The sequence below is a fragment of the Kosmotoga sp. genome, from assembly GCF_982836095.1.
On record NZ_CEYIHJ010000010.1, the window covers coordinates 1 to 4,656 of the forward strand.

General features: G+C 40.3%; 6 protein-coding genes. All 6 read left to right on the forward strand.

Annotated features, from left to right (window positions below):
• Positions 1–133: 133 nt before the first annotated feature.
• Complete coding sequence (locus tag AC3LHT_RS01540; RefSeq protein WP_290666506.1) at positions 134–439, forward strand: DUF3795 domain-containing protein; 306 nt, start codon at positions 134–136, stop codon at positions 437–439.
• An 82-nt stretch (positions 440–521) separates the two neighbouring features.
• Complete coding sequence (locus tag AC3LHT_RS01545; protein ID WP_290666508.1) at positions 522–794, forward strand: HD domain-containing protein; 273 nt, start codon at positions 522–524, stop codon at positions 792–794.
• Positions 795–1,023: 229 nt separating this feature from the next.
• A complete protein-coding gene (locus tag AC3LHT_RS01550) occupies positions 1,024–1,806 on the forward strand; it encodes a class I SAM-dependent methyltransferase (RefSeq protein ID WP_488661758.1) in 783 nt (260 codons plus the stop codon).
• A 424-nt stretch (positions 1,807–2,230) separates the two neighbouring features.
• The gene (gene galK, locus AC3LHT_RS01555; protein ID WP_290666512.1) at positions 2,231–3,325 is read left to right on the forward strand and encodes a galactokinase; all 1,095 of its coding nucleotides are present in this window, start codon (positions 2,231–2,233) and stop codon (positions 3,323–3,325) included.
• Positions 3,326–3,597: 272 nt separating this feature from the next.
• On the forward strand, positions 3,598–4,053 hold the full coding sequence (locus AC3LHT_RS01560) for a FeoA family protein (protein WP_290646989.1): 456 nt from the start codon (positions 3,598–3,600) through the stop codon (positions 4,051–4,053).
• Positions 4,046–4,656, forward strand: a 611-nt coding sequence (locus tag AC3LHT_RS01565; RefSeq protein ID WP_488661759.1) for a FeoB small GTPase domain-containing protein, incomplete at its 3' end; no start/stop codon positions are given. The genes AC3LHT_RS01560 and AC3LHT_RS01565, both read left to right, overlap by 8 nt.

The following is a 4,656-nucleotide window of genomic DNA, read 5'->3' on the forward strand; positions in this document are numbered from 1 at the left end:
GGAATTTGGGAGGCCCACCTTTTTTTATGACACCCTAATTTCTAATTTAAAATGGTATATTATTGACGCAAAAGTTAAAGATCCTTATAAAAGGTGAATTAACTTTTGCTAGTTATCGAAGAGGAGGAATAGCATGGAAAAGGTCGTCGGGGTATGTGGGTGTATTTGCAGTGACTGCAGGATCTACGGAAAGGAGTGTAAGGGCTGCCACGCTATTGAAGGCAAACCCTGTTGGTTGCATGAAGTAGGGCTTGATGTTTGTGATTTTTATGAATGTTGTGTAATTGACAAAGGGCTAAAACACTGTGGAGAATGCCCGGAAATTCCATGTGACAGGTTCTGGAAGAATAAAAATCCAGCATGGACAGAAGAACAACATAAAAAAATCGTAGAAGATAGAGTCGTTTTGCTTAAAGGATTAGCTCAGAATAAATCTTGATCAAGGAAGGGTTTTTATGGAGAAGGATATTAGCAATCTAGAGATGAGGCTATCAGTGAGATGACTGAACAGGATTCTATCAATGTTGTTTTCAGAAATGAAGGCTCTTTCAGATGAAGACCGGGATTTACCGATTCGTTGGAGTGTAATGCACATATATACTAGCTCACAAATCGCAAAAATATTGGCGCTTAAACGGGGAATAGATCCAGAATTAGCGGGAATTGCAGCGGCTCTTCACGATATCGGCGTAGTAAAGACAAAAAAACGTGAAAACCATGCCGAAGCGGCAAAGAGATATGTATATGAAATTATCGAGACGTATAACTCTACACACAGAGGAAGTCTGCCTTAAATTACCAAAAAAGAAACAGAATTAATTGTAAATGCAATAGTTCAACATAGTCAAAAAGAAATTATCTCAGATAATCCTTTTGTTGAAATCCTAAAAGATGTCGATTCGCTAGACAGATACTTACATGACGTAAAAAAGAAGGGCCGCACCGTGAAAGGTGCATAAAAGTATTGAAAGAAATCGGGATTAAAGAAGAACCTCATCAATTAAACAAAAAAGGAGGTAATTCATGGGAGCCAAACAGTACGATAAATATTTAGATCACTGGAAAGTGGATCTATACGAACAGACAGTAACTGAGACAGAAGATGTTCAGATGATCAACAAACTGCTTGGCACACGCACAAGACAACGTATTTTTGAGGTGGCCTGTGGTAGCGGCCGTATCCTGGTACCATTGGCAAAAGCCGGGCATGTGATGACCGGATTGGATATGGACAATCTGATGCTAGCAAAACTCTTTGAAAAGACTCAGGGATTAGAAAACATCACAATAGTTCAGGCGGACGCTGTTACAGCCAACTGGGGAGAAGGCTATGATGTCGTGATCCTGGCAGGCAACATCCTGCTTAATATCGTATCCGATGACGATTATAAGGCTACCCAGCAAAAATTCATCCAGAAAGCTTATTCTGCACTCAAACCTGATGGGTATATGTACCTGGATAACAATGCCTTTGCTCATCCCGAACGATTTTTTGGCCTACCGGGAGAGCATGTGATTTTTGAGGGTACTGATAGCTGGGGAACTTATGGACGTTATATCCTTGCAAATGAAAAATATGATACACAAAAGCAATTAGTCACAGGCACACGTAGGTATGAACTCACATTAAAATCCGGCGAAACCTTCTCCAAAGAAGAGAGATACGTTAAGCACGTGCCTACAGTACAACAGATGGAACAATGGATAGTTGACGTGGGATTTACTATCGAGCAGAGATACGGAAACTACAAAGGTGATTCTGTCAGCGAAACCACTCACCGTGCTATTTATTGGGCAAAAAAGTAGTTGGATAAGAAAAAGAAAACAAACCAGATTTTAGCTTGTAACTCATTGTCTGAGTGCCTGGCGTCACAGGGAACTGGGACGTCAGACGATTTTGATTTACCACAATTGTTTGGGGGTGATTACGATATTAAGTACCGAGTTACGTGATTCGAGTTACGAGAGCTAAAAAGCCAAAGTACCGAGTTATGAGTTATGAGTGATGAATTATGAGTTATGAGTTAAGGAGCCGAGAAATCGAGTTGCGTGATTCGAGTATCGAGTAATGAGAAGAAAAACATCTATACCCTAACAACTAAACCCCCCCGAGACACTGTACCCGGTTTTTCGTAACTTAGGTCCCGGATCTTGATTTTATCTTTAAACAGTAAAGTGATATGCTTGTTAATGCAAAAAGCAAAAAGCTGAAAGGGGGAATATGTAAACTATGAAGTACTATGTTGCACCGGGAAGATTGAATATCATTGGCGAACATACAGATTACAACGGGGGTTTCGTGTTGCCAGTAGCAATTGACAAATACGTGCAAGTGGGAATCGAAAAATCACATGATGATTTGGTTCATGTAAAGTCGGAAAGTTTCGGAGAATTCACTTTTGATTCTAAAAACATTTCAGCGACTGATAGCTGGAAAGATTATGTGATGGGGATTTTTGATGTTTTGAAAAAGGATAAGGGAGTCAATTTTCCGGGGCTGAAGCTCGAGATAAAATCGAATGTACCTGAAGGCGCTGGTTTATCAAGCTCCGCAGCTCTTGAAGTAGCAGTAATTACAGCTTTGAACGGTTTTTTGAACTTAAATCTTACCGATGAAGAAAGATATAATTTATCCCAGAAGGCTGAAAATGAGTTTGTGGGTGTTCAATGTGGCATTATGGACCAATTTGCATCGGTTATGGGTAGAAAAGGCCACGCCTTATTCCTTGATACTGTTAGCATGAAGTATGAATATGTACCTTTGAATACGGGAGAATATACTTTTGTTGTTATAGATTCCGGTGTTAAACATAGCCTTTCAGATGGAGGTTACAACAAAAGGAGAGAAGAAGCGCAGAAGGCCCTCGAAGAATTCGGAGTAAACAGCTATCGCGAATTAAGCCTTTCGCAGCTGTTTATGAAAAGGTCTCAGGTAAGCGAGATAAGTTATAAGAGAGCGATGCATGTGGTTACAGAAAACGAACGAGTGAAGGAAGCGGTGGATATCCTGAAACACTCAAACTTCGAAAATCTAGGCAGGGTATTAAACCAAAGCCACGAGTCATTGGCAATAGAGTACGAAGTGAGCTGCGACGAAGTGAACTTCATCGTAGATACTCTGAAAGAGATCGATGGCGTTACAGGCTGTCGAATGATAGGAGGCGGCTTTGGAGGTTCAGTTCTGGCCATTTGCGAGAAAGCCAAAGTTGGGGAAATATCAGCAGAGGTTAAGGAAAAATACAATAAAGAATATGGAAAAGAAGCGAGAGCTTATGTGGTTGATTCCTCAGATGGTGCAATGAAGATGGATAATGCGCTCATATAATGCTTTGAGAACTTTGGTTTGCACTGTAACAATGGGAGATAGACCCGTAACCATGAAAGAAGCACAAAAGCCGAGAATATCTTAAAAAAATTTTTGAGGGAGATTTTCTTCAAATTTTAAATAGACTGAATTGGCAGTAGAAAGCAAGTACTCAAATGAGCTTTTGGTGTTTTTCTTAATCAATCTTGTAATTAAGCTGCATGAAACAATGAAAAGTGAAAATCCGTGTTAAAATATCACTAATGAGAAAGTGTCTCAATAAGGTGGTGCCAATGAAAATTACGCTTTCACAGCTTCCGGTTGGTGTCGATGGAACGATCGTTGAAATAAACGCCCCTCATGAACTGAGGGAAAGATTGTATGGCATGGGTTTCATCAAAGGCCAACGTGTTAAGACCATCAGAAGGGCCCCGTTAAGGGACCCCGTTGTTTACTTAATAAAGGGTAGCGAAATCAGCTTGAGGGAAGAACTCTCTTCCAAGATCGTTATTGAGTCAAGGTTTTTTTCTCTGGATTTAGCTATTCCCGGGGAATATGTTGTCGATTCACTGGTGGGCGGAAGAAGGTTTCTGGAAAAGATGAGATTTATTGGTATTTCAAAAGGCAGCAGAATCAGAGTTGTCAAATCTCTTTCCCGTGGCAAATATATCAGGATCAATAATAATGATGTATTTATTCCTTATAGGCAAGCGATGAGGATAGTGGTGGAGGAATTGCCGAATGAGTAATAGCCACAGTTACAATAAAGCTGAAGAAATCGGGACTGTTGTTCCTTCCAAATACACGAGTGTTGCTCTTCTTGGCAATCCAAATGTGGGAAAAACCAGCCTTTTTAATGCCCTTACGGGAGCGAGACAGTATGTTGCCAATTGGCCCGGAGTTACCATTGAAAAGCGTGTTGGCACAATGTTTTATGGAGACAGGGCTTTTAGAATAATCGACTTACCGGGAACATATACTTTGGGAGCTACGAGTATAGATGAAAAGGTTGCCAGAGACTATCTCATCTATGAATCCCCCGATCTGGTTGTTGTTGTTACTGATGCCATGAATTTAGAGAGAAGCCTTTATTTGCTATTGCAGGTATTGGAGCTAAGGGGAAACGTAATCCTTGCCATCAACTCAATAGATGAAGCAAAAAAAGCGGGAATAAAGATTGACAGCAAAGAGCTAAGCAAGCATTTAGGCATTCCCGTAGTTTTGACTTCAGCTTTTACAGGTGAGGGAATAGAAAATTTAAAAGAAGCCATGTTGAAGATAAGTCGTTCTGGCATCCACGTACATTATCTTTTTCCAGATCGTATTGAAAAGCTTATTTCAAAATTATCTTC